Source organism: Streptomyces chumphonensis (assembly GCF_014779715.1).
Taxonomy (GTDB): domain Bacteria; phylum Actinomycetota; class Actinomycetes; order Streptomycetales; family Streptomycetaceae; genus Streptomyces; species Streptomyces chumphonensis.
On the sequence record NZ_JACXYU010000007.1, the window covers coordinates 214,358 to 239,953 of the forward strand.

The 25,596-nt window shown below is 73.6% G+C and carries 27 protein-coding genes; 16 read left to right on the top strand and 11 right to left on the bottom strand.

The window, feature by feature from the left end:
* Positions 1-1,467, bottom strand: a complete 1,467-nt coding sequence (locus IF129_RS15735) for an NCS2 family permease (protein WP_191210285.1) — start codon at positions 1,465-1,467, stop codon at positions 1-3.
* Between the two features lie 228 nt (positions 1,468-1,695).
* Between IF129_RS15735 and IF129_RS15740 the strand changes: the two genes are divergently transcribed.
* Positions 1,696-2,001 carry a DUF2530 domain-containing protein gene (locus IF129_RS15740; RefSeq protein WP_191210286.1) on the top strand — a complete coding sequence of 102 codons (306 nt, stop codon included), beginning with the start codon at positions 1,696-1,698 and terminating at the stop codon, positions 1,999-2,001.
* 31 nt (positions 2,002-2,032) lie between these two features.
* On the opposite strand, the gene IF129_RS15745 is transcribed toward IF129_RS15740, so the two are convergent.
* The gene (locus IF129_RS15745) at positions 2,033-2,383 is read right to left on the bottom strand and encodes an NAD(P)H-dependent oxidoreductase (protein ID WP_191210287.1); all 351 of its coding nucleotides are present in this window, start codon (positions 2,381-2,383) and stop codon (positions 2,033-2,035) included.
* Between the two features lie 156 nt (positions 2,384-2,539).
* Between IF129_RS15745 and tnpA the strand changes: the two genes are divergently transcribed.
* From tnpA to IF129_RS15765, 3 genes are all read left to right on the top strand, one after another.
* A complete protein-coding gene (tnpA, locus tag IF129_RS15750; protein WP_191210348.1) occupies positions 2,540-2,962 on the top strand; it encodes an IS200/IS605 family transposase in 423 nt (140 codons plus the stop codon).
* Positions 2,959-4,167, top strand: coding sequence for an RNA-guided endonuclease InsQ/TnpB family protein (locus tag IF129_RS15755; RefSeq protein WP_191210288.1), 1,209 nt, complete (start codon positions 2,959-2,961; stop codon positions 4,165-4,167). The genes tnpA and IF129_RS15755 overlap by 4 nt, the downstream gene beginning before the upstream one ends.
* A 419-nt stretch (positions 4,168-4,586) precedes the next feature.
* The gene (locus IF129_RS15765; protein WP_191210289.1) at positions 4,587-7,424 is read left to right on the top strand and encodes an FAD-binding and (Fe-S)-binding domain-containing protein; all 2,838 of its coding nucleotides are present in this window, start codon (positions 4,587-4,589) and stop codon (positions 7,422-7,424) included.
* A gap of 16 nt (positions 7,425-7,440) precedes the next feature.
* On the opposite strand, the gene IF129_RS15770 is transcribed toward IF129_RS15765, so the two are convergent.
* Positions 7,441-8,337, bottom strand: a complete 897-nt coding sequence (locus IF129_RS15770; RefSeq protein ID WP_191210290.1) for an NADP-dependent oxidoreductase — start codon at positions 8,335-8,337, stop codon at positions 7,441-7,443.
* A gap of 134 nt (positions 8,338-8,471) precedes the next feature.
* On the opposite strand from IF129_RS15770, the gene IF129_RS15775 reads away from it, so the two are divergent.
* The 7 genes from IF129_RS15775 to IF129_RS15805 all read left to right on the top strand — a co-directional run bounded on the left by IF129_RS15775 (position 8,472) and on the right by IF129_RS15805 (position 16,866).
* Positions 8,472-8,873: a winged helix-turn-helix transcriptional regulator gene (locus tag IF129_RS15775; protein WP_191210291.1), complete on the top strand. Its 402-nt coding sequence runs from the start codon at positions 8,472-8,474 to the stop codon at positions 8,871-8,873.
* A gap of 128 nt (positions 8,874-9,001) precedes the next feature.
* Entirely contained in the window at positions 9,002-10,687 is a 1,686-nt protein-coding gene (locus IF129_RS15780) for an acyclic terpene utilization AtuA family protein (RefSeq protein ID WP_191210292.1), read from the top strand.
* Positions 10,684-12,282 carry an acyl-CoA carboxylase subunit beta gene (locus tag IF129_RS15785; protein WP_191210293.1) on the top strand — a complete coding sequence of 533 codons (1,599 nt, stop codon included), beginning with the start codon at positions 10,684-10,686 and terminating at the stop codon, positions 12,280-12,282. Before IF129_RS15780 ends, IF129_RS15785 begins: the two co-directional genes overlap by 4 nt.
* Positions 12,283-12,292: 10 nt before the next feature.
* Positions 12,293-14,275, top strand: coding sequence for an acetyl/propionyl/methylcrotonyl-CoA carboxylase subunit alpha (locus IF129_RS15790; protein WP_191210294.1), 1,983 nt, complete (start codon positions 12,293-12,295; stop codon positions 14,273-14,275).
* Entirely contained in the window at positions 14,272-15,480 is a 1,209-nt protein-coding gene (locus IF129_RS15795) for an acyl-CoA dehydrogenase family protein (RefSeq protein ID WP_191210295.1), read from the top strand. Before IF129_RS15790 ends, IF129_RS15795 begins: the two co-directional genes overlap by 4 nt.
* Positions 15,481-15,520: 40 nt before the next feature.
* Entirely contained in the window at positions 15,521-16,297 is a 777-nt protein-coding gene (locus IF129_RS15800; protein ID WP_191210296.1) for an enoyl-CoA hydratase family protein, read from the top strand.
* Positions 16,285-16,866 (top strand): TetR/AcrR family transcriptional regulator, encoded by a 582-nt coding sequence (locus tag IF129_RS15805; protein WP_191210297.1) that lies wholly within the window; start codon positions 16,285-16,287, stop codon positions 16,864-16,866. Before IF129_RS15800 ends, IF129_RS15805 begins: the two co-directional genes overlap by 13 nt.
* Positions 16,867-16,890: 24 nt before the next feature.
* Here IF129_RS15805 and IF129_RS15810 read toward each other — a convergent pair whose 3' ends face one another.
* Together IF129_RS15810 and IF129_RS15815 are read right to left on the bottom strand one after the other, a co-directional pair.
* The gene (locus IF129_RS15810; RefSeq protein ID WP_191210298.1) at positions 16,891-17,220 is read right to left on the bottom strand and encodes a branched-chain amino acid transporter permease; all 330 of its coding nucleotides are present in this window, start codon (positions 17,218-17,220) and stop codon (positions 16,891-16,893) included.
* Positions 17,213-17,965 (bottom strand): AzlC family ABC transporter permease, encoded by a 753-nt coding sequence (locus IF129_RS15815; RefSeq protein ID WP_191210299.1) that lies wholly within the window; start codon positions 17,963-17,965, stop codon positions 17,213-17,215. The genes IF129_RS15810 and IF129_RS15815 overlap by 8 nt, the downstream gene beginning before the upstream one ends.
* A 63-nt stretch (positions 17,966-18,028) precedes the next feature.
* On the opposite strand from IF129_RS15815, the gene IF129_RS15820 reads away from it, so the two are divergent.
* Positions 18,029-18,484, top strand: a complete 456-nt coding sequence (locus IF129_RS15820) for an Lrp/AsnC family transcriptional regulator (protein ID WP_191210300.1) — start codon at positions 18,029-18,031, stop codon at positions 18,482-18,484.
* Between the two features lie 26 nt (positions 18,485-18,510).
* Here IF129_RS15820 and IF129_RS15825 read toward each other — a convergent pair whose 3' ends face one another.
* From IF129_RS15825 to IF129_RS26970, 5 genes are all read right to left on the bottom strand, one after another.
* Positions 18,511-18,828, bottom strand: a complete 318-nt coding sequence (locus IF129_RS15825; RefSeq protein ID WP_191210301.1) for a DUF6087 family protein — start codon at positions 18,826-18,828, stop codon at positions 18,511-18,513.
* Between the two features lie 64 nt (positions 18,829-18,892).
* Positions 18,893-20,065 (bottom strand): methyltransferase domain-containing protein, encoded by a 1,173-nt coding sequence (locus IF129_RS15830; RefSeq protein WP_191210302.1) that lies wholly within the window; start codon positions 20,063-20,065, stop codon positions 18,893-18,895.
* Entirely contained in the window at positions 20,062-20,202 is a 141-nt protein-coding gene (locus IF129_RS15835; RefSeq protein WP_191210303.1) for a hypothetical protein, read from the bottom strand. The genes IF129_RS15830 and IF129_RS15835 overlap by 4 nt, the downstream gene beginning before the upstream one ends.
* Positions 20,183-20,548: a hypothetical protein gene (locus tag IF129_RS15840; protein WP_191210304.1), complete on the bottom strand. Its 366-nt coding sequence runs from the start codon at positions 20,546-20,548 to the stop codon at positions 20,183-20,185. Before IF129_RS15840 ends, IF129_RS15835 begins: the two co-directional genes overlap by 20 nt.
* Positions 20,545-21,006: an ATP-binding protein gene (locus tag IF129_RS26970; RefSeq protein ID WP_318153771.1), complete on the bottom strand. Its 462-nt coding sequence runs from the start codon at positions 21,004-21,006 to the stop codon at positions 20,545-20,547. The genes IF129_RS15840 and IF129_RS26970 overlap by 4 nt, the downstream gene beginning before the upstream one ends.
* Before the next feature lie 811 nt (positions 21,007-21,817).
* Between IF129_RS26970 and IF129_RS26435 the strand changes: the two genes are divergently transcribed.
* The 4 genes from IF129_RS26435 to IF129_RS15865 are packed head-to-tail and all read left to right on the top strand — an operon-like array spanning position 21,818 to position 24,910.
* The gene (locus IF129_RS26435; RefSeq protein WP_224755020.1) at positions 21,818-22,708 is read left to right on the top strand and encodes a hypothetical protein; all 891 of its coding nucleotides are present in this window, start codon (positions 21,818-21,820) and stop codon (positions 22,706-22,708) included.
* 33 nt (positions 22,709-22,741) lie between these two features.
* Positions 22,742-23,233, top strand: a complete 492-nt coding sequence (locus tag IF129_RS15855) for an SAM-dependent methyltransferase (protein ID WP_191210306.1) — start codon at positions 22,742-22,744, stop codon at positions 23,231-23,233.
* Positions 23,234-23,252: 19 nt separating this feature from the next.
* Positions 23,253-24,035 (top strand): GntR family transcriptional regulator, encoded by a 783-nt coding sequence (locus tag IF129_RS15860; protein ID WP_191210307.1) that lies wholly within the window; start codon positions 23,253-23,255, stop codon positions 24,033-24,035.
* A 56-nt stretch (positions 24,036-24,091) separates the two neighbouring features.
* Positions 24,092-24,910 carry a class I SAM-dependent methyltransferase gene (locus IF129_RS15865; RefSeq protein WP_191210308.1) on the top strand — a complete coding sequence of 273 codons (819 nt, stop codon included), beginning with the start codon at positions 24,092-24,094 and terminating at the stop codon, positions 24,908-24,910.
* Positions 24,911-25,086: 176 nt separating this feature from the next.
* Here the strand turns inward: IF129_RS15865 and IF129_RS15870 are convergent, their stop codons facing one another.
* Positions 25,087-25,554, bottom strand: a complete 468-nt coding sequence (locus tag IF129_RS15870) for a DUF6194 family protein (RefSeq protein ID WP_191210350.1) — start codon at positions 25,552-25,554, stop codon at positions 25,087-25,089.
* Positions 25,555-25,596: the final 42 nt, after the last annotated feature.

Sequence of the window (25,596 nt, forward strand, 5' to 3'; positions counted from 1 at the left end):
TCAGCCGATGCCGAGGAGCTGCTCGATCGGGTCGAGGAGGAAGTAGACCAGGAAGCAGACGCCGACGGCGTTGAGCAGCCACGGCACCTCCCGCATCCGGCCCGTCCCCGCGCGCAGCAGGATGAAGGCCAGGACGCCGATGCCGATGCCGTTGGTGATGCTGTAGGTGAACGGCATCGCGATCATCGTCAGGAAGGCGGGGACGGCGATCGTGAGGTCGCTCCAGTCGATCTCCTTGACGTTCGCCGCCATGATCAGCACACCGACGACGACGAGCGCCGGGGTGGCCGCCTGCGAGGGCACCACCGTGGCCAGCGGCGTGAAGACCAGCGCCAGCAGGAACAGCCCGCCGGTGACGAGGTTGGCCAGCCCCGTCCTGGCCCCCTCGCCGACGCCCGCCGTGGACTCCACGAAGCAGGTGTTCGCCGAGCAGGAGCCGAAGCCGCCGCCGACCACGGCGACGCCGTCCGTCATGAGGATGCGGCCCATGCCCGGCAGCCGACCGTCCTCGTCCGTCAGCCGGGCCTCCTCGCCGACACCGATGATCGTCCCCATCGCGTCGAAGAAGCCGGACAGCAGCACCGTGAAGACGAACAGGCACCCGGTCAGGACGCCGACCTCCGCGAAGCCGCCGAAGAGGCTGACGTCGCCGACGAGGCCGAAGTCCGGCGCGCTGACGACCTGCTCCGGCAGCGTCGGCACGGCCAGGCCCCAGGCGGCGTCGGGGACGGAGGCCACGGCGTTCAGGGCGACGGCGAGCACCGTGGTCGCGGCGATGCTCAGCAGGATCGCGCCCTTGGTCCGGCGCACGACGAGCACGGCCATCAGCGCCAGGCCGACGACGAAGACGACGACCGGCCACCCCTGGAGCTGGCCGCCCTGGCCCAGGCCGAGGGGGACGGTGGTGTCGGCGGCGTCCGGGTTGCGGGTGACGAAGCCGGAGTCCACCAGTCCGATCAGGGTGATGAACAGGCCGATGCCGATGGCGATGGCCCGCCGCAGCCCGCCCGGGATCGCGTCCATCACGCGCTCCCGCAGGCCGGAGGCGACCAGCACCATCAGCGTGATGCCGGCCAGGCACACCATGCCCATCGCGTCCGGCCAGCTCATCTGGGGCGCGAGCTGGAGCGAGACGACGGCGTTGATGCCGAGCCCGGCCGCCAGGGCGATCGGCACGTTGCCGATGACGCCCATGAGGATCGTCGTCAGGCCCGCCATGAGCGCGGTCGCGGTGACGAGCTGCGCGTTGTCGAGCTGCTGCTCGTACTTGTCGGTTCCGGCGCCCAGGATGATCGGGTTCAGCACGATGATGTAGGCCATCGCGAAGAACGTCGCCAGGCCGCCGCGCACCTCGCGGCCCGGCGTCGACCCGCGTCGGGTGATGCCGAAGAAGCGGTCGAGCGGGCCGGTGGGCGGCGGGGGAGTGCCGTCGGCCGTGGTGGCGGCAGCCGGAGCGGACATGCGCATACCTCTTGGAGGAAACGACGACGAACGTCGTCTGACGGGGGATGGTTGCAGTATGAACAGACAAGCCGCGTCAGGGCGAACCCCGGCGCCGTACTGCGGCGCTCCTCACACCCGCCCCACCCACCCCGCCGGGCCGGGGCGAGAGCCGGGGCGCCGCTCCGGCTGACTATCCTGGGAGCCGACCGCCCCGGCCGCCCGGGGCACGGGGAAGGGGAGGCGCGGGACACGATGCGTCTGAGCACCTTGCTGGACGGCGACCGGGAGGCACCCGAGCCGCTGGAGGGCGACGTCGTGCTGACGGTCACCGTCGGCACCGTCGTGTGGTTCGCCCTCTTCCTCGGCCAGCTCCCCTTCTACGGCTGGTTCGCGGACCACGGGCACACGTGGTGGGTGTGGACCTGCCTCGTCGGCGGCTGCGGCGGCCTCGTCGGGCTCTGGTACGTCCGCCGCCGCGAGGCCGCGATCCGGCGCGCCGCCGCCCGCCCGGCGTCCCCGCCGGACACCCCCGGCCCCGGCTCCGAGCCGCGTACCTGACCGGCGGAACGGGCGGATCATGCCGCAGGGGTCAGACCGCTCCCGCGGCCAGTGAGGCGGGGGTGCCGAACACGATGCCCAGGTGGTGGTCGAAGCGCGTGAGGTCGGCCTCGACCTCGGGGTTCTTCTCCACGTCGAAGGCGGCGAAGGTCGGCAGCGCGGAGAGGCCGACGAACCGGGCGCTCAGGTGCACGGGCAGCAGCATGTCGTCGACCGACGCGCCGCGGAGGAACGGCTCGGAGACGTCGTCGAACGCCTCGCGCGGGGCGTTGAAGGTCACCGACAGCATGTAGCGCGCGTCGGTCAGGGAACCGCCGGTGCCGTAGTCGGCCTTGGGGTTCTCCGCGACACGACCGTCACCGGCGCACAGGCGGCCGTCCATCAGGACCTAGCCAGGGGACGCCCTGCTTTGGCGGGGTGGGGAATGGCTTCTGAGTCCTGCTCTGACCTCAACTGTGTGCATGGATTTGCGCTGTTCACTTGAGCTCACCTTTCTGTCGCACTAGACCTGCGACGTGTGTATAGTGATCGCGTGACCGTGACCAGGAAGGTTCGCCGATTCTCCGGCGGCGTGTACGACCTCGGGCTCCACATCGTGTGGTGCCCGAAGTACCGCCGCCCGGTCCTCGGTGGCCGGGTCGCGGAACGCCTGGACGAACTGATCCGGCAGAAGGCCGACGAACGCGGCTGGGAGATCATCGCCCTTGAGGTGATGCCCGACCACGTGCACCTCTTCGTCAAGCACGACCCGAAGTCCTCGGCCTCATACGTGGCGAACCAGTTCAAGGGCTTCACGTCCCGCGTGCTGCGCGAGGAGTTCCCGCACTTGAAGTCGCGGATGCCCACCTTGTGGTCGTCGTCGTACTTCGCGGCCTCGGTCGGCGCGGTATCGGCGGCGACGGTCGAGAGGTACATCGACGCCCAGTGGGAACGCCCGTGGAAGAAGGGGGACGGCTCGTGATCCGCGCGTACAAGTTTCTCCTGCGTCCCACGGCCCGTCAGACGGTCGCGCTCGGCGAGATGCTGCGCGACCACTGCTCCCTCTACAACGGTGCGCTGCAAGAGCGCCGGGACGCCTACCGGCACACATCCAAGACCAGCGTCCGCTACGGCGACCAGTCCGCGCAGCTCAAGGAGATCCGGGCGTTCGACCCGGAGCGCCAGGGGCGCTGGTCCTTCAGCTCGCAGCAGGCCACCCTGCGCCGCCTGGACAAGGCGTTCGCCGCGTTCTTCCGCCGTGTCAAGGCCGGGCAGACACCGGGCTACCCGCGCTTCAAGGGCGTCGGGCACTTCGACACCGTCACCTTCCCCAAGGACGGTGACGGCTGCCGCTGGGACTCCGCCCCCCACGATGCGCAGACTCGCGTCCGCCTTCAAGGCGTCGGGCACATCCGCGTGCACCAGCACCGGCCCGTGCGGGGCCGCGTCAAGACGATCTCGGTGAAGCGCGAGGGGAGCCGCTGGTACGTCGTCCTTGCCTGCGACAGCGTGCCCGCCGAGGAACTGCCGCCCACGGGGGCGGTCGTCGGTATCGACATGGGCGTCGCCCACTTCCTGACCACCTCGGACGGCGAGCACGTCGCCAACCCGCGCTTCCTCACCGCGATGGCCGAGGAGATGGCCGAGGCCCAGCGGCACCTCGCGACGTTCCCGAAGCGGACCAGACAGCGCACCAAGCGCCACCGCGCCGCCGCCCGGAAGGTCGCCAAGCTGCACGGAAAGATCCGGCGGCAGCGTGCCGACTTCCACCACAAGACCGCCCGCGCACTGATCGCCGACCACGACGTCATCGCGCACGAACGACTCAACACGGCGGGCATGACCAAGAGCCCGCAACCGAAGGCCGACCCTGAGCAGCCCGGCGGCTTCCTGCCGAACGGTGCTGCCGCGAAGGCCGGACTCAACCGCAGCATCCTCGACGCGGGCTGGGCGCAGTTCCTCGGAATCCTGGCGAACAAGGCTGAGAGTGCCGGTCGCCTGGTGGTTCCGGTGGACGCGCGCAACACCTCCCGCACGTGCCTGGCCTGCGGGCACGTCGCGAAGGAGAACCGCGCCACCCAAGCAAGGTTCCAGTGCACGGCGTGCGGGTTCGCGGCCAACGCGGACTACGTCGGCGCGACGAACGTCCTCAACAGGGCCGGGCTGGCCCTCTGCGCGGCGGCCTAGCCACCGACGCAGGAAGCCCGCGCGTTTACGCGTGGGTGGAGTCACCCAGTTGACGGGGAACTGCATGATGACGGTGTCCGCCCACCGCGCGACTTCGGTGTCGACGTCGTACCCTCGCGCGACCTCGGTCACCCGGACCTGGTGGCCGAGGCTCTCCAGGTGTCCGGCCGCGCGGGCGGTCAGGGGGCGGTTCAGGGTGCCCGGGGAAACCGCGTGGGGCTGGTGGCCGTTGATGATCAGGCTGTTCGGCACGGTGTGTCCTCGCTCGGTTCCGGGGCGCCGGGGTGCGGCGGACTGGCTGTCCGACCGGCTCGCCCCAGATTGCCGTGGCACGGAAGCGAGCATCGAGCGCGACGCGCGGGCAACGCGCCGTCGCGAAGGCGTCGCGTCGGGCCGTGCGCAGGGTGCAGGGTGGGGGGATGGGACTGGCAGCGGAGCTTCGCAGGGCCGTGCAGGGCGAGGTCGAGTTCGACGCCGCGAGCAGGGCGCTCATGACGATGGACGCCTCCAACTACCGCCGGGTGCCGGTCGGCGTCGTCGCGCCGAGGGACGCCGCCGACGTGGCCGCCGCGCTCGCGGTGTGCCGGGAGCACGGGGTGCCCGTGGTGGCCCGGGGCGCGGGGACGAGCATCGCCGGGCAGGCCACCGGCACCGGCGTCGTCCTGGACTTCACCCGGCACATGAACGCCGTGCTGGAGGTGGACGCCGAGACGCGCACCGCCGTCGTCCAGCCCGGCGTGATCTGCGACGTGCTGCGGGACCGGGCGGCGCCGTACGGGCTGACGTTCGGCCCCGACCCCTCGACCCACAGCCGCTGCACGCTCGGCGGGATGATCGGCAACAACTCCTGCGGCTCCCACTCGGTGGCCTGGGGCACGACGGCCGACAACGTGCGCGCGCTGGAGGTGCTGACGTACCGGGGCGACCGCGCGCGGTTGACGCCCGGCGGCGACGGGGTGCCGGAGCCGTTGCGCGGCGAGGTGCGGGCGCTGGTGCGGGGGGAGTCGGCGCGGTTGCGGACCGGCTTCCCGGACCTGCCGCGCCGCATCTCCGGCTACGCGCTCGACGCCCTCCTGCCCGAGCGGGGCGAGGACTGGGCGCGGGCCTTCACCGGCAGCGAGGGCACCCTCGGCGTCCTGACCGAGGCCACGGTGGCGCTCGTGCCCACCCCCGGCGCCCGCGTGCTGGCGGTCCTCGGCTACCCGGACGAGAGCGCCGCCGCCGAGGCCGCCGCCGGGCTGCTGCCGCACCGGCCGCTCACCGTCGAGGGCATGGCGGGCGACCTCGTCGGCGACGCCGCCCGCGCCGCGCTGCCGCGTGGCGGCGCCTGGCTGTTCACCGAGGTGGGCGGCGACACCCCGGCCGAGGCGGAGGCCGAGGCGGCGCGGCTGTGCCGGGCGGCGGCGTCCGGCACCACGGCCCACGCGCTCGTCGTGGCGCCCGCCGCGCAGCGGGCGCTGTGGCGCGTCCGGGAGGACGCCTCCGGCACGGCGACGCGGCTGCCGGACGGCGGTGAGGCGTGGCCCGGCTGGGAGGACTGCGCCGTGCCGCCCGCCCGGCTCGGCGCGTACCTGAAGGACTTCCGCGCCCTGCTGCGCGACCACGGCCTGCGCGGCCTGCCCTACGGCCACTTCGGCGACGGCTGCATCCACGTCCGCATCGACTTCGACCTGGTGACGCCCCCGGGCGTCGCCCGCTTCCGCGCCTTCTCCACCGACCTGGCCGAACTCGTCGTCCGGCACGGCGGTTCGCTCTCCGGCGAGCACGGCGACGGCCTGGCCCGCGCCGAGCTGCTGCCGAGGATGTACGGGCGGGAGACGGTCGCCCTCTTCGAGCGGTTCAAGGACGCCTGGGACGGCGACGGCGGCCTCAACCCCGGTGTGCTCGCCCGCCCGCAGCGCCTGGACGAGAACCTGCGCTTCGCCGTCCTGCCCCGCGAGCCCGTGCCGACCGCCTTCGCCTACCCGCACGACGGCGGCGACTTCTCCGCCGCGGTCCGCCGCTGTGTCGGCGTCGCGAAGTGCCGGGACGCGTCGGTGTCCGGGACGGCCGTCATGTGCCCCTCCTTCCGGGTGACGGGCGAGGAGCGGCACTCGACGCGGGGCCGGGCGCGGCTGCTGCACGAGATGCTGGCCGGGGGCGTCGTCCGGGACGGCTGGCGCTCCGCCGAGGTGCACGAGGCGCTGGACCTGTGCCTGTCCTGCAAGGGCTGCCGCAGCGACTGCCCCGTCGGCGTCGACATGGCGACCTACAAGGCGGAGTTCCTGCACCGGCACTACGCCGGGCGGCTCCGGCCCATGGCCCACTACGCCATGGGTCGCCTGCCGCTGTGGCTGCGGCTGGCAGCGGCCACCCGCGCGGCGCCGCTGCTGAACGCGGCGGCGCGGACGCCGCTGGCCGCGCCGGCCAAGCGGGCCGCCGGGATCGCCCCGGAGCGGGACATTCCGCCGCTCGCCCCGGTGCCGTTCACCCGCTGGTGGCGGGCACGCGACCGCAGCGCCCAGCCGTCCGGCCCGACGACCGTCCTGTGGCCCGACACCTTCACCAACTACCTGTCCCCGGAGGCCGGTTCGGCCGCCGTGGCGGTGCTGCACGACGCGGGGCTGCGGCTCGCCGTGCCGCCGTCCCCCGTCTGCTGCGGGCTGACGTACGTCTCCACCGGCCAGCTCGACCAGGCGCGCGCGGTGCTCCGCCGCACGCTGGACGCCGTGGGGCCCGCGATCGACGCGGGGCTGCCCGTCACCGTGCTGGAGCCGCCGTGCGCCGCCGCCCTGCGCACCGACCTGCCCGAACTGCTCCCGGACGACCCGCGCGCCGCGGCCCTCGCGGGGCTCGTCCGGACCTTCGCCGAGACGCTGGAGGAGCAGGCGCCGCACTGGCGACCGCCGCACGTCGGCCGGCCCGTCACCGGGCAGACCCACTGCCACCAGCACGCCGTGCTCGGGGACGCCGCCGACCGCAGGCTGCGGGAGCGGGCGGGGCTCACCGGGGAGCTGGCGGGTGGCTGCTGCGGCCTGGCGGGGAACTTCGGCTTCGAGGCGGGCCACTACGACGTCTCGGTGGCCTGCGCGGAGGACCAGCTGCTCCCGGCCGTGCGCCGGGCCCCCGCCGACGCGGAGGTCCTCGCCGACGGGTACAGCTGCCGCACCCAGCTCGACCAGCTCTCCGACACCCGCAGCCGCCACCTCGCCGAGGTCCTCGCCGAGCACCTGCCCGGCGGCGGCTTTGGGGAGGCGGGCGGCGAGGAGCGCCGGTGACGCTCGGGGGCGCCGGTCACGGCACGAGGACGATCCGGCCGCGCAGACCGCCCTTGGCGTGGCGGGCGTGGGCGTCGGCGGCGTCGGCGAGCGGGTAGGTGTGCGCGACGCGCGGGGTCAGGGCACCCAGGTCCACGAGCGTCGCCAGCGTGGCCAGCCGGGCGCCGTCGGCCCGGACCCCGACGGTCGCCGTGCGCACACCGCGCTCCGCCGGGGGCTGGGCGGGAGGACGGACCCCGGTGTAGGCGCCGCCGTCGCGGACGAGGGCGAGGGCCGGGGCCCCCAGCACGGCGGCGTCGAGCACGCCGTCGAAACCGTGCGGCAGGGACGTCGCGGTGCGCGGCACGAAGCGGTGGGCGCCGAGTGAGCGGACCAGCTCCTCGTCGCCGGTCCCGGCGAGTGCGGTGACGTTCAGGCCGTGGCGCACGGCGAGTTGGATCGCGTAGCCGCCGAGGGCGCCGGCCGCGCCGGTGACGAGCAGGTTCTGCCCGGCGCGGAGCGCGAGCAGGTCGAGGGCCTGCGCGGCGGTGAGTCCGTTGAGCGGCAGCGTCGCGGCGTGGACGGCGTCGGTGGAGGCCGGAGCGGGGGCGAGGGCGGAGGCGTCGAGGACGACGTGGTCGGCATGGCTGCCGAGCGCCTTGTGCGGGCCGTGGGCCAGGCCCACCACCTCCTCGCCGACGGTGAACCCCGCGCCGTCGCCGACCGCGTCGACGGTTCCGGCGACGTCCCAGCCCAGGCCGAGCCGTCGGCCGTCGCCGCCGAACAACCCCGAGCGCACGGCCGCGTCGACGGGGTTGAGGGCGGCGGCGGCGACCTTGACCCGCACCTGACCGGGCCCGGGGGCGGGGACGGGGACGTCGGCGATCTCGACCTGCTCGGGGCCGCCGAAGGACGAGACGAGTGCTGCACGCATGGCGAAAAGCCTTCCTGACGAGGGGAGATGGGCCGGAGTGGGACCTCCGTGCCCTGGTGCGCCCTACGTTAGGGGCGCTACTCTCCTTCGGTAAGTACGTACCTCGGAGTGCGTAGGGGACGTGGAGGTGTGCCATGGCGACCAGGACGGCGGCCCAGCGCCGCGCGGAGGAGCGCGTCGCGTACGACGCGTTCATGCGGGAGTGCCCGACGAACCAGCTGCTCGCCCGGATCAGCGACAAGTGGGTCAGCCTCGTGGTCAGCGCGCTCGGCGCGGGCGGCCCGATGCGATACAGCGACCTCGGGCGGAAGATCCCCGGTGTCAGTCAGAAGATGCTCACCCAGACCCTCCGGACGCTGGAGCGCGACGGGTTGGTGACGCGGACGGTGACGCCGTCCGTGCCGGTACGCGTCGACTACGCGCTCACCGGCCTCGGACACAACCTGTGCTGTCTGCTCTCCGCCGTGAAGGACTGGGCGGAGACGCACTTCGACGAGGTCGACGCCGCGCGCAGGCGCTACGACGCCGCGCCGTGAGCGGGCCGGGCCGCGCGACCCCGTGGCCCCCGGCCCGCCGGGCGCGGTCATGAAATCCAGCAAGCACGCTTGATTGTTTCTTCCCGGGGTGCCACGCTGAGCGGGCGTCCAGCCGGGAGGGGGTTCGCGTGCTGCGGATCGGGAATGCGTCCGGGTTCTACGGTGACCGGTTCACCGCCGTCGAGGAGATGCTGAGCGGCGGCCCGCTCGACGTCCTGACCGGCGACTACCTCGCCGAGCTGACGATGCTCATCCTCGGCCGGGACCGGCTGAAGGACCCCGGGCGCGGCTACGCCCGCACGTTCCTGCGGCAGCTGGAGACGAGCCTCGGGCTCGCCCGCGACCGCGGCGTCAGGCTCGTCGTCAACGCGGGCGGGCTCCACCCCGCCGCCCTGGCCGACGCCGTGCGGGAGCTGGCCGAACGCCTCGGGGTGCCCACCCGGGTCGCCCACGTCGAGGGCGACGACCTCATGGCGCTCCCGGGCGGCTGGGGGAAGGGCGTCCTCACCGCCAACGCCTACCTGGGCGGCGGCGGCATCACCGCCTGCCTGCGCGGCGGCGCGGACGTCGTCGTCACGGGGCGCGTCACGGATGCCGCGCTCGTCAGCGGGGCGGCGGCCTGGTACCACGGCTGGTCCGACGGCGACCTCGACGCGCTGGCCGGGGCCGTCGTCGCCGGGCACGTGCTGGAGTGCGGCACGCAGGCGACCGGCGGCAACTACGCCTTCTGGCAGGAGCTGCCGCAGGGCCCGCCCTACGGCTTCCCGCTCGCCGAGGTGGCCGCCGACGGCAGCAGCGTCATCACCAAGCACCCCGGCACCGGGGGCGGCGTCACGGTCGGCACCGTCACCGCGCAGCTCCTCTACGAGACGGACGGCGCCCGCTACCTCGGCCCCGACGTCACCGCCCGGCTCGACACCGTCCGGCTCGCCCAGGACGGGGCCGACCGCGTCCGCGTCGACGGGGTGCGCGGCGAGGCGCCGCCGTCCACGGTGAAGGTCGGCCTCACCCGGCTCGGCGGCCACCGCAACGAGGTCGTCTTCGTGCTGACCGGGCTCGACGTCGAGGCCAAGGCGGCACTCGTCCGGGAGCAGATGGAGGCCGCACTCGGCACAGCCCGGCCGGAGCAGGTCCGTTGGGAGCTGGCGCGCACGGACCGGCCGGACGCCGCCGTCCAGGAGGAGGCCGGTGCGCTGCTGCGGCTGGTCGTCCGGGACCGGGACGCCGAGGCCGTCGGACGGGCCGTCAGCGGGGCCGCCGTCGAGCTGGCCCTCGCCAGCGTCCCCGGCTTCCACCTCACGGCGCCGCCCGGCAGGGGCGCGCCCTACGGCGTCTTCGAGGCCGCCCACCTCCCGGCAGCCGACGTCCCGCACACCGCCGTGCTCCCGGACGGCCGCCGCGTCCCCGTCCCGCCGCCCGGCGCCACCCGCGCCCCCGCCCCCGTCCCCGAGCCGCCACTGCCGCCGCCGCCGGCTCCCGGGCCGTCGCGCCGCGCGCCGCTGGGCGCCGTGGCGGGGGCCCGCAGCGGCGACAAGGGCGGCAGTGCGAACGTCGGCGTCTGGGTCCGCACCGACGACGCCTGGCGGTGGCTCGTCCACACGCTGACCGTCGACCGCTTCCGCGCCCTGCTGCCCGAGACGTCCGAACTCCCGGTCGTCCGGCACGTCCTGCCGAACCTGCGCGCGCTGAACTTCGTCGTCGAGGGCCTGCTGGGCGAGGGCGTGGCCGCGCAGGCCCGTTTCGACCCGCAGGCCAAGGCGGTGGGGGAGTGGCTGCGCTCCCGCCACCTGGAGATACCCGAGGTGCTGCTGTGACCGTCCTGCCCACCCTGCTCGACCCGGCAGCCCCCGAGCACGCCGCGAACCGTGCGGCGATGCTGGAGAAGCTCGACGCCCTGCACGCCGAGCACGCCAAGGCCGTCGCGGGCGGCGGCGCGAAGTACGTCGCCCGGCACCGCGCACGCGGCAAGCTCCTGGCCCGCGAGCGCATCGAGTTGCTGATCGACCCCGACACGCCGTTCCTGGAGCTGTCGCCGCTGGCCGGGTGGGGCAGCGACCACACGGTCGGAGCCTCGCTCGTCACCGGGATCGGCGTCGTCGAGGGCGTGGAGTGCGTGATCACGGCCAACGACCCGACCGTGCGCGGCGGCGCCAGCAACCCGTGGACGCTGAAGAAGGCGCTGCGCGCCAACGAGATCGCCCACACCAACCGGCTGCCCTGCGTGAGCCTGGTGGAGTCCGGCGGCGCCGACCTGCCCAGCCAGAAGGAGATCTTCATCCCCGGCGGCGCCCTGTTCCGGGACCTCACCCGGCTGTCGGCCGCCGGAATCCCCACGGTCGCCGTCGTCTTCGGCAACTCCACGGCGGGCGGCGCGTACATCCCCGGCATGTCCGACCACGTGATCATGGTCAAGGAGCGGGCCAAGGTCTTCCTCGGCGGCCCGCCGCTGGTCAAGATGGCCACCGGCGAGATCGCGGACGACGAGGAGCTGGGCGGCGCCGACATGCACGCCCGCACCTCCGGGCTCGCCGACCACTACGCGCAGGACGAGCCGGACGCGCTGCGGCAGGCCCGCCGCGTCGTCGCCCGCCTCAACCACCGCAAGGCGCACCCCGACCCGCCCCTCGCCGAGCCGCCGAAGTACGACGCCGAGGAACTGCTCGGGCTCGTCCCCACCGACCTCAAGGCCCCCTTCGACCCGCACGAGGTCATCGCCCGCCTCGTCGACGGCTCCGACTTCGACGCCTTCAAGCCCCGCTACGGCCCCTCCCTCACCACCGGCTGGGCCCGGCTGCACGGCTACCCCGTCGGCATCCTGGCCAACGCGCAGGGCGTTCTGTTCAGCGAGGAGTCGCAGAAGGCCACGCAGTTCATCCAGCTCGCCAACCAACGCGACATCCCGCTGGTCTTCCTGCACAACACCACCGGCTACATGGTCGGCAGCCGGTACGAGCAGGGCGGCATCATCAAGCACGGCGCCATGATGATCAACGCGGTGTCCAACTCCACGGTGCCGCACCTGTCCGTCCTCCTCGGCGCGAGCTACGGCGCCGGGCACTACGGCATGTGCGGACGCGCCTACGACCCGCGCTTCCTGTTCGCCTGGCCCAGCGCCAAGTCCGCCGTCATGGGCCCGCAGCAGCTCGCCGGGGTGCTGTCGATCGTCATGCGCGAGTCGGCGGCGGCCAGGGGCACGCCCTACGACGAGGAGGGCGACGCGGCGCTGCGCGCCATGGTGGAGGAGCAGATCGAGGCCGAGTCGCTGCCGATGTTCCTGTCCGGGCGGCTCTACGACGACGGCGTCATCGACCCCCGCGACACCCGCACCGTCCTCGGGCTGTGCCTGTCCGCCGTCCACACCGCGCCCGTGACCGGCGTGCGCGGCGGCTTCGGCGTCTTCCGGATGTGAGGGACGGACCATGGAACGACCGATCACGTCACTGCTGGTCGCCAACCGCGGCGAGATCGCCCGCCGCGTCTTCCGCACCTGCCGCGACCTGGGCCTCGCCACCGTCGCCGTGCACTCCGACGCCGACTCCGGCGCGGCCCACACCGCCGAGGCCGACGCCGCCGTCCGGCTGCCCGGCGACGCACCCGCCGACACCTACCTGCGCGGCGACCTCGTCCTCAAGGCCGCCCTCGCGGCGGGCGCCGACGCCGTCCACCCCGGGTACGGATTCCTCTCCGAGAACGCCGACTTCGCCCGCGCCGTCACCGACGCCGGACTGGTGTGGATCGGCCCGCCCCCGCAGGCCGTCGAGGCGATGGCGTCCAAGACCCGCGCCAAGGAGCTGATGCGCGCCGCCGGGGTGCCCCTGCTGGAGCCCCTCGACCCGCACGCCGTCACCGACGCCGACCTGCCCGTCCTCGTCAAGGCGGCGGCGGGCGGCGGCGGCCGGGGCATGCGCGTCGTCCGCGAACGTGCCGCGCTGGCCGACGAGATCACCGCCGCCCGCGCCGAGGCCGCCGCCGCCTTCGGCGACGGGGAGGTCTTCGTCGAGCCCTACGTCGAACGCGGCCGGCACGTCGAGGTGCAGGTCCTCGCCGACGCGCACGGCACCGTCTGGGCGCTCGGCACCCGCGACTGCTCCCTGCAACGCCGCCACCAGAAGGTCATCGAGGAGGCCCCGGCCCCCGGCCTCACCGACGCGCTCCGCGCCGAACTGCACGCGGCGGCCACCGACGCCGCCCGCGCGGTCGGCTACGTCGGTGCCGGGACCGTCGAGTTCCTGCTGTCCGCCGACGGGCGGCCGTACTTCCTGGAGATGAACACCCGCCTCCAGGTCGAGCACCCCGTCACCGAGGCCGTCCACGGCGTCGACCTCGTCGCCCTCCAGATCCGCGTCGCCGAGGGGCGGCCCCTGGAGGCGCAGCCCCCGCCGCCGCGCGGCCACGCCGTCGAGGCCCGCCTCTACGCCGAGGACCCCGCCCGCGACTGGCGGCCGCAGACCGGAACCCTGCACCGGCTCGCCGTCCCCGGCGACGTCCGGCTCGACAGCGGCGTGCGCGACGGCGACACCGTCACCCCGCACTACGACCCGATGCTCGCCAAGGTCGTCGCCCGGGCGCCCACCCGCGCCGAGGCCGTCCGCGTCCTCGCCCGCGCCCTCGAACGCGCCCACGTCCACGGCCCGGTCACCAACCGCGACCTGCTCGTGCGCTCCCTGCGGCACCCCGACTTCGCCGCCGCCCGCCTCGACACCGGCTTCTACGACCGGCACCTGCCCGCACTCACCGCCCCCGACGCAGCCGGCCAGGGCCTCGCCGCCCTCGCCGCCGCCCTGGCCGACAGCGCCGGACGCTCCCGCTTCGGCGGCTGGCGCAACGTCCCCTCCCAGCCGCAGCGCAAGACCTACCGGGCCGAACCCGACGGCACCGAGCACGAGGTCCGCTACCTGCGCACCCGCGACGGGCTGGCCGCCGAGGACCACCCCGGCGTCCGGCTGCTGCACGCCGCCGCGGACCGCGTCGTGCTGGAGGTCGACGGCGTCCGCCGCACCTTCGACGTCGCCACCTACCCCGGCGGCTCCCCCGGCGCGGGAGCGGGCCCGGCCGTCCACGTCGACTCGCCGCTCGGCGCCCACGCGTTCACCGCCCTGCCCCGCTTCCCCGACCCCACGGCCCGCACCGAACCCGGCTCGCTCCTCGCCCCCATGCCCGGCACCGTCGTCCGCGTCGCCGACGGGCTCGCCGTCGGCGACGCCGTCACGGAAGGGCAGCCGCTGCTGTGGCTGGAGGCCATGAAGATGGAGCACCGCGTCACCGCCCCGGCCGCCGGGACGCTCACCGCACTGCACGCCGAACCCGGCCGCCAGGTCGACGTCGGCACCCTGCTCGCCGTCGTCACGGAACCCTCCGGCGACGCCCCCGCGCACCCGCCCGCGAAGGAGACGCAGCCATGACCGCCGTCCCGCACGCCGCCGCATCCCACGTCCTCCCGCAGAACGCGCTGATCGAGTCCGGGGAACTCGCGGACCTCCGCGCGTCCGTGGCCGCCCTGGCCCGCTCCTACGGACGCGCCTACTTCCAGACCGTCACCCGCGAGGGCCGCCACACCGACGCCCTGTGGGCCGAGGCCGGAAAGCTCGGCTTCCTCGGCGTCAACCTCCCCGAGGAGTACGGCGGCGGGGGCGGCGGCATGCGGGAACTGTGGGCCGTGCTGGAGGAGTTGGGCGCACAGGGCTGCCCGCTGCTGATGATGGTCGTCTCACCCGCCATCTGCGGCACGGTCATCGCCCGCTACGGCACCGAGGAGCAGAAGCGCCGCTGGCTGCCCGGACTGGCCGACGGCACCCGGAAGATGGCCTTCGGCATCACCGAACCGGACGCCGGCTCCAACAGCCACCGCATCACCACCACCGCCCGCCGCGACGAGGCCACCGGCGACTGGCTCCTCACCGGCCGCAAGATCTACGTCTCCGGCGTCGACATCGCACAGGACACCCTCATCGTCGGCCGCACCGAGGACGCCCGCACCGGCACGCTCAAGCCCTGCCTGTTCGTCGTCCCCCGCGACACCCCCGGCTTCGTGCGCAACCTCATCCCCATGGAGCTCCAGGCCCCCGAGAAGCAGTTCGAACTCGTCCTCGACGACGTCCGGCTCCCCGCCGACGCCCTCGTCGGCGACGAGGACGCCGGGCTCCTCCAGCTCTTCGCCGGGCTCAACCCCGAGCGCATCATGACCGCCGCCTTCGCCCTCGGCATGGGCCGCTACGCCCTGACCCGGGCCGTCGAGTACGCCAAGGTCCGCACCGTGTGGAAGCAGCCCGTCGGCGCCCACCAGGCCATCGCCCACCCCCTCGCCCAGGCCCACATCGAGCTGGAGCTCGCCCGGCTCATGACGGTCAAGGCCGCCGCCCTCTACGACGCGGGCGACGACACCGGCGCGGGGGAGGCCGCCAACATGGCCAAGTACGCCGCCGCCGAGGCCAACATCAAGGCCGTCGACCAGGCCGTCCACACCCTCGGCGGCAACGGCCTCAGCACCGAGTACGGCCTCGCCGCGCTCATCAACGCCGCCCGCGTGGCCCGCATCGCGCCCGTCAGCCGGGAGATGATCCTCAACTACGTCTCCCACCAGTCGCTCGGCCTGCCCAAGTCCTACTGACCCCGCTGTCCTCCTGACCCCGCCGAAGGTGCCCCCTGCCATGACCGACGCCCCCCAGGACACCGCGCCCGTCGACGAGGCCCCCGTCCTCAGCGCCGACGAGCGCGGGGTCCGCACCCTGACCCTCGACGCGCCCGAGCGCCGCAACGCCCTCTCCCTGCCGCTGATGACCGCCCTGCGCGACGCCCTCGACCGGGCCGCCGACGACGACGCCGTCCGCGCCGTCGTCCTCACCCACACCGGCAACACCTTCAGCGCGGGCGCCGACCTCAGCGGACGCGGCGGCACGCCGCACGACCTCGTCGCCCTGCTGCGCGCCCTCGTCGAGCTGCCCAAACCCGTCGTCGCCCGCGTCACCGGCCACGTGCGCGGCGGCGGCCTCGGCCTCCTCGGCGCCTGCGACCTCTCCTTCGCCGCGAACGCGACGTCCAGCTTCGCGTTCAGCGAGGTGCGCGTCGGCGTCGCCCCCGCCGTCATCTCCCTGCCCCTGCTGCCCCGCCTCGACCCCCGCGCCGCGACCCGCTACTACCTCACCGGGGAGCGGTTCGACGCCGCCGAGGCCGCCCGCATCGGCCTGATCACCGAGGCCGCCGAGGACGTCGACGCCGCCCTCGCCCCCGTCCTCACCGCCCTGCGCCGCAGCTCCCCCCAGGGCCTCGCGGCGGCCAAGCGGCTGGTCACGGCCGAGGTGCTGCGCGCCTTCGACCGCGATACCGATAACCTCGCCAGCATGTCCGCGCGACTGTTCGGTTCGGCCGAGGCCCGCGAGGGCATGACCGCCTTCCTCGAACGACGGGAACCCACGTGGGCTCAGTGACGACACCCAAGCAGGACCGCAGCCGGGCCACCCGGCAGCGCCTGCTGGAGTCGGCCGTGACCTGCCTGGCCGAGCACGGCTGGACGGGCAGCACGGTCACCGTCGTCGCCGAGCACGCCGGCGTCTCCCGGGGCGCCGCCCAGCACCACTTCCCCACCCGCGAGGACCTCTTCACCGCCGCCGTCGAGTACGTCGCCGAGGAACGCTCCGCCGAACTGCGCGCCCTCGACGGCGAGCGCGGCACCCACGCCGCCGTCGACGCCCTCGTCGGCCTCTACACCGGCCCCCTCTTCCGCGCCGCCCTCCAGCTGTGGGTCGCCGCCTCCAACGAACCGCAGCTGCGCCCCCGCGTCACCGACCTGGAGGCCCGCATCGGCCGCGAGACGCACCGCATGGCGCTGCGCCTCCTGGGCGCCGACGAGACCCGCCCCGGCGTCCGCGAGACCGTGCAGGGCCTCCTCGACATGGCCCGCGGCCTCGGCCTGGCCAACCTCCTCACCGACGACAGCGCCCGCCGCGCCCGCGTCGTCACCCAGTGGGCCACGATCCTGGACGACGTCCTGCGCTGACCCCCGCCGCCCGCCCCGGCCGGGTCAGGCGCCGAACAGGGTGCTGGCCAGGGTGACGTGGGTGAGCGTGCCGCCGAGGATGCTGAGCAGGGCGTTGCGCCACCGCAGGTGCAGCCAGACCGTCACGGCCAGGGCCGCCAGCGGGGCCAGGGCGCGGGCCTGCGTCACCTCGACGTCGTGCAGGCAGTAGACGACGAGGATCACCATGACCCCGGCCGGCATCCGGGTGCTGAGGTACTGGACGGTGCCGCTGGCCCGCAGGGGCGCGAGGGCCGCGAAGGGCAGGGCCCGCAGGGCCCAGGTGACGGCGGCGGCGACGAGCACCGCCGCGACGGCGTAACCGGGGTCAGGCACGGCCGGCCTCCCGACGGGTCGCCACGTGCCGGGCCAGCAGCGCGGCGGTGAACAACGCGAACGCGACGAGCAGCAGTCGGTCCGGCGCGACGACCCACGCGAGCAGTGCGCTGAGGAGTGCGAGCAGCGGCGTCGGCAGGTCGTGGCGGCGCTCGCGCACGGCGTCCAGGGCCAGCACGGTGAACAGCGCCGTCAGCGCGAACTCCAGCCCGACGACGCCGTCCGGGATGAGCGCCCCGAGCAGCGCGCCCGCCGTGGCTCCCCCGACCCAGTACAGGTGAAGGAGCAGCTGCACCCACAGCACCCGCTGCCCCGGCCAGGCCCGCGCGCCCGCCGTGCCGGTGAGCGCGTACGCCTCGTCCGTCAGCGCGAACGTGCTGTACGCCTTGCCGAGGCGGCCCCGCACCCGGTGCAGCGGGAACGACAGCGCGTAGAAGACGTGCCGGACGTTCACCAGGAACGCGGTGACGGCGACCGTCGCCAGCGGAGCGGCGGCACCGACCAGGCCGATGAGCAGGAACTCGAACGAGCCGCCGTAGATCAGCGCGGACGACAGGGCCGCCCACCACCAGTCGAGCCCGGACTGCGTCACGAGCGCCCCGAAGGCCACCCCGAGCGGGATGAAACCCAGGCCGACGGCGGCGGACTCCTCGAACGCGCGCCGCGCCTCCGACCGTCCCCGTCGGGCGGGTGTCGAAGCATCGAAGGCGGTCGGCCGATCGGCCACAGCAGTGCGTATCCCCATGCCCGACACTTTAGAAGGAATCGCGCCTTATTTGGTTACTATGCATGGCCGTACGATGCCCCTATGAGCAATGAAGTAGCCCTTGACGCCGTAGACCGTGAAATTATCTTCCACCTGCGCCAGGACGGCCGACTGACCAACGTCGAGCTGGCCAAGCGCGTCGGCCTCACGCCGCCACCCTGCCTGCGCCGCGTCAAGCGGCTGGAGGAGAGCGGCGTCATCACCGGCTACCGCGCCGTCATCGACCCCGCCGCGATGGGGCGCGGCCTGGAAGTCCTCATCGATGTCGAGATCTACGCCAACGACCGCAAGACCGTTGAGGAGTTCGAGGACACGGTCGCCGCGTACGAGGAGGTCATCGAGTTCCGCCGCATGTATGGCCGCCCGGACTACTTCATCCGCGTCACCGTCGCCGACCACGCCGCCTACGAGACCTTCCTCACCGGCAGGCTCAGCGGCCTCCCCGCCGTCCTGCGCCTCGAATCCCACCTGCCCATGAAGACGATCAAGACCTACTGAGGCCGCCCCGCCCCGCTGTCCGCCTGTCATGGCCCGTCCGGCTCCCCGGCCCGGGGCTTGCGATGTCGCCCGCGCCCGGGGCGCGGCGGCCGGGCCCCCGGCCCCGGCTGCCCGGAGGGCGCCTCGTCCTCCTGCGGATACAGGACGGCCTTCGCCTCGGCGAGGCTCGCCGCGAACACGTGCGGCTCCCACGCGTAGCCGTTCCACCGCTCGATGACGCGCGGCGCCTCCGGCTCGACGTGTGCACCCCGCGGGCCCTGCCCGGTGACGGCGTGCACGGCACGCAGGCGGCCGATACGCCCGTTCCGGCGTTCCGCCCAGTCCTTCAACGACTCGTCCTCCACCGCGCCGCTCCTTCCGTCGCCGGATCGCCCCCCGTGACCAACAGCGGTTCCGCGCCGCGCCCCGTCACGCCCGGCGCGGAACCGTCCGGCCGGGATGCTCCAGCCAGACGGTGTGGCGGCCGTCGGACGTCACCGTCATGCCGAAGTCGCCGGGGCCGGGACGCCCGGCGGCCACCCACCACCGGTAGGCGTCCTCCACCTCCCGCCACAGCCGGCGCGGGCCGTGCTCCCAGACGGTGAACGTGCCGTCCGCCGCGCCGACGTCGTCGACCGCGGCCCAGGACGCGGCGTCCGTCGTCGCCACCCACAGGCGCGAGCGCACCCCGGGCACGCCCGGGTCGTGGTGCCGGGCCCACCACACGTCCGGCAGCAGGAGCCCGATCGCGAACCCGGCCGACCAGTCCTCCCCGGTGACGTCCGAGGGCGGCAGCGTCGTTGTGGACTCCTCGGGGACGTGCGCGTCGCGCACCACGTCCCGGAAGATCCGCAGGTCCGTGCGCTGGCCGCGCATCAGCATGAACGCCGCGTGCGGGAGGAACGGGCCCGAGGCCGAGCCGTCCAGCCCGACGCTGAGCCGCAGCAGCCCGAAGCAGAGCCACGGCGACTCCCACGGCGTCAGGACCACCCCGCCCGGCACCACGCCCCCGATCCACCGGCCGGGCACCCGCCGCACCGAGCACGTCGCGACGAGCCGGTCCACGCCGTCCGGTGCGAGGGCCGCGCCGTCCCCCGTGACGACGCGCGGCTCCACGCCCACCGACGCCAGGTTCGCGCGGGCCCGCGCGGCCAGAGCGGCGTCCACCTCCACCGAGGTGACGAGCGACGACCCCAGCCGGTGGGCGAGCAGCCCCGCGTTCCACCCGGTCCCGGTGCCCACCTCCACGACGCGCTCCCCGCCCTCCAGCGCCAGCAGGTCGAGCATGCGCAGGACGATCTCCGGGGCGGACGCGGACGAGGACGCCCACCGCTCGCCGTCCGGCCCCGGGTCCGCGCCGTCGTCGACCTGCGTGACGACCGGCGCGTCGGTGTAGGCGGCCCGCAGCCACGCCTCCGGCGCGTCCGCCCGGCTGCACGGCGTCAGCCCCTCGCCGAGCCAGACCGTCTCCGGGAGGAACGCGTGCCGGGGCACGCCCAGGAAGGCCGCCTCCCACGCGGGCGCGAGCGGACGCCTCGCGCCGAGCCGGCCGAGCAGCCCGCGCGCGGCGGCCCGCTCGGCCGGTCCGTCCCCGTACGTCACCGCTCCTCCTTGCCCCGGTGCTTCGGCTCGCCCCGGGGGTGCTGGGTGTCCGGCGACGGCTTCGCCGTGCCGGGGTCCTTGCCTCCCGCGTGCCTCCCCTCGCCGCCGCTGCCGCCCTTACCGGTTCCCCATGCCATGGGACCTCTCCTCTCGTCGTTCCGTACCGCTTCGATCTCCGGTGACCGGGACGGGCCGGAGCGTCAACTCCCAGGCGCAGTCCCGCCCGACGTGGTGGCGGAACAGCGGCTCGCCGTTCTCCAGCCGCCGCCGCGTCTCGTCCCGCGCGGCCTCGCCGCTCCAGTCGCGGAACACGCCCGCCACCTCGTCGTCGTCCCCCAGCGTCTCCGCCACGCACAGGGCCCGCTCACGGGCCCAGCCCTGCACCTCGCCCGCCGCGAGCCCGAACGCGTCGCCCAGGTGGTACATCCGGGCCTCCGGCTCGCTCTGGTAGGCGACCAACTCCGCCCGGTAGGCCCGCGTCACGGCCCCCACCCGGCCCGTGCGTCACGTCCGTCGTCGCCGGGCGGACACCGGAACCACACCGCCTTGCCCTCCCCGACGCGGGTGTGCCCGAAGGCCGTGACCATCTGCCGTAACAGCCACAGCCCCCGGCCGCGTTCGGCGTCCCACGCCGGTTCCGACACCACGGGCGGATCGGGCGACCGGTCCACGACGCGCACGACCACCGCGTCCCCGGACCGCTCCACCTCGATCCGGCACCGCGTGTCCGGCACGTGCCGCACCACGTTGCTCAGCAGCTCCGACACCCCCAGCCGGGCCACCGCCACGGCCTCCAGCCCGCCGCCCAACGCCCGCACCGCGTCCGCCACTTCCCGCCGACACCGCTCGACGTCCCGCGCCGTGACGGTCACGTCCCACACCCGGCGCGCGGAGCACCGCCCCGCCCGCGCCGCCACCCGGCCCCCGGCCGTCCCGCTCACCGCTCGCCCCTCCGCCGCTCGGCGACCGCCCGCCCGACCGAGCACACGGCGCGGTGCCGCCGCAGCAACACCCGGCAGTCCACCGCCCCCGAGTGGTCCCCTCTCCGCCGCGCCCGCTCCTCCCTCTCCCGCCACCGCACACACTCCACACACCCGCTCATGCGGACCTCCACAAAGCTGTACGAAGTTCCCCGCCGCCTTGCCGCGACGGATACGCTTAGCGAACACCGAACGACACTGCGTGGGCACGCGGACGCGGTCGCGGGCATGGTGAAAGCGGTGAAAGATCACGCGTCGAAGGAGCGCTGTGGCGCTGACTCCAGGTCGTAACAGCAAGCTTGAATCACATCTCGCCGAGGCGGGCTGGACGCACGCGCAGCTCGCCGGAGCAGTCGTGCGCGTCGCGCGCGAGAGCGGTGTAGCGCACCTGCTAGGCATCGGGCGCTCACACGTCTCCCATTGGGTGCGTGGCACCAAGCCGTCAGGTCGTGCGCCGCAGGTCCTTTCCGAGGCGTTCTCGCGGCGGTTGGGCCGCTCTGTCACTCCTTCTGATCTCGGTCTCGCCGATGCTGGGGATCTCCCTCCGTATGCCTCACTCTGGGATGCGGATACGCTGACTGCTCTGGCCGGACTCGGAAGGGCAGACCTCGACGTGGACCGCAGAGATCTCTTAGGGAAGGCCACCTACTCGGTCGCGGGCCTCGCCGTCCCGGGATCAGCGTGGTGGCGGCAGCAGGAACGCACGTCCCGGCCCAGCACGGACCGAGGTTCGCGCCGCATCGGTCGGGGAGAGCTTGACGCGGTGCACGACATGATCGCGCTGTTCCAGCGAGTCGACCAGCGCCGAGGGGGCGGACATGCCCGTTCCGCCGTTGCCCAGTACCTCATGGCGGATGTCGCTTCCTACCTGCGGTGTTCCTACGCTGACGAGGGCGTGCGACGTGGGATGCTTGCCGGCGCGGGGGAACTCGCTTATCTGGCAGGCTGGATGGCCTTCGACAGCGGTGAGCACGGGACGGCGCAGCGCTACCTCCTGCTTGGCGTCAAGCTCGCCGCTGAAGCAGCCGATGCCCCGTTGGCCGGACACATCCTCCGCGCACTTGCGCACCAGGCTCTTGACCTCGGGCACCCGGGGCAGGCACTAGGGCTTGCCCAGGCATCGGTGGAAGGGGACCGGTACGCGAGGGCCGCCCCGCGTGAGAGAGCGTTGCTGGAGGTCGTCCACGCGAGGACTTGTGTGGCAACAGGCGACGGGGCTGCCGCCTCTGCTGCACTGCTACGTGCTGAGAACGAGCTTGCGGCAGCAGGCGAAGACGACGACGAACCAGCACGTGTCTTCTTCTTCGGAGAAGCCTCACTTGCCCACGAGACCGCCTGCGCCTTGCGGGACCTTGGGGATCTCAAGGGCGCCCAGGACGAGTTCAGGCGCAGCGTCCGCACGAGGAAGGCTGCGACCTTCACCCGCACGCACGCCGTGACGCTGGGGTATCTGGGGGAGGTGCAGGCGCGGAAGGGAGACGTAGAGGAAGCCTGCGCCACATGGCATCGCGCACTGGACGCGATGGAGGGCGTACGGTCCGGAAGGACCCGGCAGGTCGTCGTAAACCTGCGGAGGACGCTGTCGCCCTATCGGAGCCGACGGATCGACACCGCTCTCGAACTCGACGCACGAGCTGCCGTACACCTGATGGGCACACACTGACCAGGACGCCACCAGCCGGAGCGAGGAGTGCGCATGGGCGAAGAGAACTACACCGTGCAGGCGTTGGCCCACGTGGTGGGTGGACGGGAGAAGCCGACCGACGACTTCTGGGGCGGTACACGGGCCGTCATCCGTATCGATGACCCCCGGTTCACCGCTGACGCCACGAAGGGGCTGGAGGACTTCTCGCACCTGGAGGTCGTCTTCCGGTTCCATCTCACCGACCCCGACGATCTGCACCTCGGCGCACGTCGTCCTCGCGACAACCCCGCCTGGCCCGAGGTCGGCACCTTCGGGCATCGCAACATGCGCCGGCTCAACTGGCTCGGCGTATCGCGTTGTCGTCTGATCGAGGTGGACGGCCTCGATCTGCACGTGGAGGACCTGGACGCGGTCGACGGCACCCCGGTCCTCGACATCAAGCCCTGGTTCGCGGAGATGGGGCCTCGGGGCCCGCAGCATGAGCCGTCCTGGCCGACGGAGATGCTCACCGACTACTACGCCCCGCACCGCGATTCCCCCTGACCGTCCCGAAAGGTGAGCGATGCCCCTGACACCCCCTGCGGGAGGCGATGCCGACCCGCGTGCGCCGCACGTCAGGGCAGCGGCGGCGCTTCGAGACGCCATCCTCTGCGGAACGTGGCCCCCGGGATCGGCCCTGCCCACGACTTCGGAGCTGGCCCGGCTCCATGGGGTGCGCGAATCCGTTGCTGCCCAGGCGATCTCCCTCCTCATCGAAGAGGGCCTGGTCACGACGAGCGGCCCGCACGCTGCCGTCACCGTTCGGCCATGCCGCCAGCAGACGGTGCGGCCCGCTGACAGCGGGCAGCCCGTCGGGCCGGGGGAGTCGTACCGGTGGCTGAGCGTTGCCGAGCGGCAGGGCAAGCGCGGCACGATCACACTGCTCGACGTTGCCGAGGTGCGGCCTCCGGCCGAGGTGGCGGATGCGCTGGAGTTGGGCGAGACGGGCACGGCCGTGCTGCGGCGCCAGCTCCTCCAGCACGACGGCGAGCCGGTGGAACTGGCCGAGTGCTACTACCCAATGGAGATCGCCAGGGGAACGGCACTCGTCGAAGCCCGCCGCATTCGCGGCGGCACGCCGACGCTGCTGGCGGGTCTGGGTCTATCGCCGCACCGGACGGTGGACCGCGTCTCCGCGCGGGTGCCGACCCAGGCGCAGTACGAGGCGTTGCGACTGCCGGGCGATCTGCCGATTCTGCGCACGTTCCGTGTGGTCTACAGCAAGAGCGACGGCAGGCACCGTCCCATCGAGACGACCGTCATGGCCAAGGCCGGTCATCTGTACGAGGTGCGGTACGAGTTCTGACGGCAGGAGCCCCGGGCACCGCCCATGCTGCACCTGAGGTCGCCATACTGGCCGCCATGGCGAACCCCACCCTTGCTCCCGAGGTCGAGCGCTTCTACGCCGAGGTGATCGATGAGGGCGCCCGGCTCAGCAAGTCGGCTGACGGACGTCTGGAGTTGCTGCGCACACAGGAGTTGCTGAGGCGGTTCCTTCCGGCGCCCCCGGCCCGGGTGCTGGACGTGGGCGGCGGCACGGGGGTGCACGCCCGGTGGCTGGTCGCCGACGGCTACGAGGTGGAGCTGGTCGACCCCGTGCTCCGGCATGTGGAGCAGGCGGCGCAGGTCTGTGACGCTTCGCTGGGTGACGCCCGGAAGCTGGCCGCTGCGGACGCCACGTACGACGTGGTGCAGCTCCTCGGCCCGCTCTACCACCTGCCGTCCGCCGACGACCGCCGGGCGGCGCTCGCCGAGGCGCGACGGGTGGTGAAGCCGGGCGGTCTGGTGGCCGCAGCGGCGATCAACCGGTACGCGTCGCTGTTCGAGCACGTCACCTACGCGCACCTGCACGCTCCACGGCTCCAGGAATCGATTGCGACGATCCTTCGCACCGCCGTCCACGACGGCCGGCGTGGCTTCACGCTGGCGTACTTCCACCGCGCCGAGGAACTGGCGGAGGAGCTGCGCGCATGCGGGTTGAGCGACGTACAGGTCTACGGCATCGAGGGCCCGGCGTGGTCGATCCTCAAGGCGGTGGAACAACAGTCGGGCGTGAGTCCGTCCGACGCGCTCTTCGACTCGGTACTGACGGCCGCCCGGATGGCCGAGCCGTACCCGGAACTCCTGGCCGCCAGCTCCCACCTCCTTGCCATCGGCCGTGCGCCGACCCCGGGCGACTGAGCATCCCCGACCGCACACACCGCAAGCGCCGTGCCGACGCCCGCAGGTGCGGCGAACGCGTACCGGACGGGGGCCGCATGCACGGACACCCCGGCTGCGCAGCCCGTCGTCGGCGCGGGCCACCCGTGCCGTCCGCACGCGTCCAGGACCCGTGCGGACGGCCGGTCGGTGCCGCATCACGCGGAGCCCGGCTCCCGGCGTCGCGTGTACCGCGCACGAGCGGCCTCGTGGGCGGTGTGCAGCAGGTGCGTGACCGTGTCCGTCGTGCTCTCAGCGGGGTTGACCACGCAGACCCAGCCGAGCGGGCCGTAGACCGGGTGGGGCATCACGCTGTCCGTGGCCGCGTAGTCGTGCGGACCGCCGAGGTCGCGTGGCTCCTCTCCCGTGAGCTCCCGGAACGTCGCACGGTCGAGGTGGACGTTCACGCGCCAGCGGCCCGGAGGGTCCAGATCGGACGCGTCGTCGTCGGGGTAGTTCTTGGTGATGATCGTTCCGTACGGCTGCACGTTGTGGGGAATCCGGCCGTCGGGCGCGTAGTAGAAGAACGCGTCGCCCCAGGTCAGTTCGGGGAAGTCGCCTCCCGGTTCCGGGATGACCACGAGCGCGCCGTCGAGGTCGCGCACGGTCGCGATGATCTGTTCCATACTCATGGTTCAAGCATCACCTTCATGTGCTGATGTGGGGTT

What these genes read in the sequence shown, in the direction of transcription:
- IF129_RS15745 (WP_191210287.1), bottom strand. Translation starts at nt 2,383, where the DNA reads ATGGACGGCCGCCTGTGCGCCGGTGACGGTCGTGTCGCGGAGAACCCC.
- IF129_RS26435 (WP_224755020.1), top strand. Translation starts at nt 21,818, where the DNA reads ATGATCGCGCTGTTCCAGCGAGTCGACCAGCGCCGAGGGGGCGGACAT.
- IF129_RS15865 (WP_191210308.1), top strand. Translation starts at nt 24,092, where the DNA reads ATGGCGAACCCCACCCTTGCTCCCGAGGTCGAGCGCTTCTACGCCGAG.
- IF129_RS15765 (WP_191210289.1), top strand. Translation starts at nt 4,587, where the DNA reads ATGGGACTGGCAGCGGAGCTTCGCAGGGCCGTGCAGGGCGAGGTCGAG.
- IF129_RS15795 (WP_191210295.1), top strand. Translation starts at nt 14,272, where the DNA reads ATGACCGCCGTCCCGCACGCCGCCGCATCCCACGTCCTCCCGCAGAAC.
- IF129_RS15735 (WP_191210285.1), bottom strand. Translation starts at nt 1,467, where the DNA reads ATGCGCATGTCCGCTCCGGCTGCCGCCACCACGGCCGACGGCACTCCC.
- IF129_RS15775 (WP_191210291.1), top strand. Translation starts at nt 8,472, where the DNA reads ATGGCGACCAGGACGGCGGCCCAGCGCCGCGCGGAGGAGCGCGTCGCG.
- IF129_RS15820 (WP_191210300.1), top strand. Translation starts at nt 18,029, where the DNA reads ATGAGCAATGAAGTAGCCCTTGACGCCGTAGACCGTGAAATTATCTTC.
- IF129_RS15740 (WP_191210286.1), top strand. Translation starts at nt 1,696, where the DNA reads ATGCGTCTGAGCACCTTGCTGGACGGCGACCGGGAGGCACCCGAGCCG.
- IF129_RS15815 (WP_191210299.1), bottom strand. Translation starts at nt 17,965, where the DNA reads ATGGGGATACGCACTGCTGTGGCCGATCGGCCGACCGCCTTCGATGCT.
- IF129_RS15860 (WP_191210307.1), top strand. Translation starts at nt 23,253, where the DNA reads ATGCCCCTGACACCCCCTGCGGGAGGCGATGCCGACCCGCGTGCGCCG.
- IF129_RS15790 (WP_191210294.1), top strand. Translation starts at nt 12,293, where the DNA reads ATGGAACGACCGATCACGTCACTGCTGGTCGCCAACCGCGGCGAGATC.
- IF129_RS15770 (WP_191210290.1), bottom strand. Translation starts at nt 8,337, where the DNA reads ATGCGTGCAGCACTCGTCTCGTCCTTCGGCGGCCCCGAGCAGGTCGAG.
- IF129_RS15835 (WP_191210303.1), bottom strand. Translation starts at nt 20,202, where the DNA reads ATGGCATGGGGAACCGGTAAGGGCGGCAGCGGCGGCGAGGGGAGGCAC.
- IF129_RS15855 (WP_191210306.1), top strand. Translation starts at nt 22,742, where the DNA reads ATGGGCGAAGAGAACTACACCGTGCAGGCGTTGGCCCACGTGGTGGGT.
- IF129_RS15870 (WP_191210350.1), bottom strand. Translation starts at nt 25,554, where the DNA reads ATGGAACAGATCATCGCGACCGTGCGCGACCTCGACGGCGCGCTCGTG.
- IF129_RS15800 (WP_191210296.1), top strand. Translation starts at nt 15,521, where the DNA reads ATGACCGACGCCCCCCAGGACACCGCGCCCGTCGACGAGGCCCCCGTC.